The organism is Vibrio makurazakiensis, assembly GCF_050337375.1.
GTDB classification, from domain to species: Bacteria; Pseudomonadota; Gammaproteobacteria; order Enterobacterales; family Vibrionaceae; genus Vibrio; species Vibrio makurazakiensis.
In genome coordinates, this window is the sequence record NZ_JAKJSW010000353.1 from 1 (window position 1) to 2,802 (window position 2,802).

The 2,802-nt window shown below is 42.8% G+C and carries 2 protein-coding genes; both read left to right on the forward strand.

Features of this window, described 5'->3' with window-relative positions:
• Positions 1–127 precede the first annotated feature (127 nt).
• Positions 128–2,203, forward strand: a complete 2,076-nt coding sequence (gene dinG / locus L4C33_RS21255) for an ATP-dependent DNA helicase DinG (protein WP_428814383.1) — start codon at positions 128–130, stop codon at positions 2,201–2,203.
• 73 nt (positions 2,204–2,276) lie between these two features.
• Positions 2,277–2,802: sulfite exporter TauE/SafE family protein (locus tag L4C33_RS21260; protein WP_428814384.1), on the forward strand; the 526-nt coding region annotated here is incomplete at its 3' end.

A 2,802-nucleotide genomic window follows, 5' to 3' on the forward strand; every position in this document is an offset into this window, starting at 1 on the left:
GTTCCTGATGGTTCAGTTTTTTTTTGTGAACAAGATCGGTTTTTAATTTAAAAGTGAGCTATTTCGGAGAAAAGGAAAGCTCCAGTGTTATGTGCTACTATCCTTTCTCCGTTATGTAGGTCACAGTATGCTCACCACTAAAATTCAAAAATCCATTCGCACGAGTTATCAAAACTTGCAGTCACAGTTGGAAAACTTTGTTCCTCGCCGTGCTCAAAACTTCTTAGTTGCCGAGATCACCAAAACGCTTTGTGGCCAATATCACAAATCAAATCGCATGATCGTCGCCGAAGCTGGCACTGGAATTGGTAAATCCCTTGCTTATTTAATGGCGACTATTCCAGTCGCTGTTTTAAACAACCGCAAAATCATAATTTCGACAGCGACAGTGGCGCTCCAAGAGCAACTCGTAAACAAAGATCTTCCTCTATATAGAAGAATTACAGATCGCGAGTTCTCTTTTATATTGGCAAAAGGTCGTCAGCGTTATTGCTGTGCCGAAAAACTTGCAGCCGCATCCGGAACCGATGGCGGCCAAATGGCAATGTTCGAAAGCAAACCAAAAAAGAAAGACATCGATTCGCTGCAAACGATGTACAAAAGCTTGGTTAGTGGTAAGTGGGATGGTGACAGGGACTCGTGGCCAAAACCAATAGACAATACTATTTGGCAAATGATCGTCAGCGATAAGCATAGTTGTAATAACAGTATGCCTGTTCACCGTGACTGCCCTTTCCAAAAAGCGCGTTCAGAGCTAGATAAAGCAGATGTCATTATTGCGAACCACAGCCTAGTTATGGCGGACGCCGATCTCGGTGGCGGCGTTATTCTTCCTGAGCCAGAAAACAGTATTTATATTTTCGATGAAGCACATCACTTGCCTCATGTTGCTCGTGACCACTCATCCGCAGCTGCTAGCTTAAAAGGTGCCGCGCTGTGGCTTGAAAGGCTTAACCAATCAATTTCTAAGGTTTCAGGATTAGCTGACGAAAAACGTGTTGGTCGATTCCGCAACGAACTGCAAGACGCGATACAACAACTCATTCCGTCACTCAACCAATTAAGTAAGCAATTTGACGCGAGTCATTTTGAAGAAGGTATTTACCGCTTTGAACATGGCGACTTACCTGAATGGTTGGAAAACGAATCTAAAGATTTAAAACAACTCAGCCAAAAAGCCACTCAAGCAGTAGCAAAAATTGCTGATTTGATCGCGGAGCGAGTAAAAGATGGTGAGCTATCGTCTAAATTAGCAGAGCCCGCATTAGCAGAGCTTGGCTTTTATATTCAAAGAACAGAAAATTTGGCTCAGGTATGGAAACTAATGGCTGAGCCAAAAAGAGAAAAAGGCGCTCCGTTAGCTCGCTGGCTTGAGCTAAATAAAGAACGGGAAGGAGACTTCACAGTAAATGTCTCGCCTTTAGAAGTCGGTTGGCAATTAGATCAACAAATTTGGAGTCGCTGTGTCGGTGCAGTGTTAGTTTCTGCGACCATGCGCGCTCTAAATTCGTTTAACTTTTTCTGCCATCAAGCGGGCATTAACCAGAAGCCTGAAAACGGAGTGCAATTTTTAGCACTAGCTTCACCGTTTGATTACCAGAATCAAGCTGAGCTCGTTATACCTGCGTTAAAATACGAACCTCAAGCTCCACAGTTTACCGAATATCTTATCGATATTTTGCCTAAGCTAATTGAAGACAAACAAGCGAACCTTGTTTTATTCTCTTCTTACTGGCAAATGAACAAGGTTTCAGAAGCACTGGCGAGCGACTTTGTTAAGAAAGGTTGGGCATTACAGGTTCAAGGAGACACGTCGCGTACTGAGATCCTAAAAAAACATAAAATGCTCGTTGATAAGAAAAAAACGAGTGTGTTATTTGGAACTGGTAGCTTTTCTGAAGGTCTAGATTTGCCAGGAGAGCTACTGGAAAACCTGATAATAACGAAGATTCCATTTGGTGTTCCAACTTCTCCTGTTGAACGCGCTCATTCAGAATATATCGAATCTCGCGGTGGTAATCCGTTTATGCAGATAACCGTCCCAGAAGCAAGTAAAAAGCTGATCCAATCTGTTGGACGACTACTGCGAAAAGAGAGAGATTCTGGTAAAGTCATCATCCTCGACAGACGCATCGTTACAAAGCGCTACGGGCAATCATTATTGGATTCTTTACCACCCTTTAAAAGAACCATTGAATACTAATTCGATTCATTTCTAACATCGCTTGCTAGCTGGATCGGCACTAAATATATAATAACGAGAAATATAATAATTTATGGAAATGATTGAACCAACAATGTTGGTCGTACTCGCACTTGTTGCCTTTGTAGCAGGCTTCATTGATGCGGTGGCAGGCGGTGGAGGAATGCTCACCGTCCCCGCTCTGCTGTCTATCGGTTTGCCTCCTCACATTGCACTAGGAACAAACAAGCTCGCAGCCACATTCGCGTCTTCTACTGCCGCATTTACAWATTATAAAAAGCGTTTATTTAAACCTGAATGCTGGTTGAATGCTTTTATATGTACCTTGATCGGTGCTGCTATCGGTACTTTGGTTGTTGATGCTATTAGCACAGAATGGTTGGAAAAAGTCTTACCTCTGATTATTTTAGCCGCCGCCATATACACTATTTTTCAAAAGAGCCCAAATGCGGATCTTAACGTTACGCCTAAGCCCTGCCCTACATTAAAAAAGAAACAAATAGGTCAAGGTCTTATTCTTGGTTTCTATGACGGGGTTGCGGGACCAGGAACAGGGGCATTTTGGACGGTGAGCTCGATGGCTCTATATCGTTTAAATA

Bases quoted from the DNA above. Each gene is read 5' to 3' on its own strand.
- dinG (WP_428814383.1), top strand. From the start codon at position 128: ATGCTCACCACTAAAATTCAAAAATCCATTCGCACGAGTTATCAAAAC.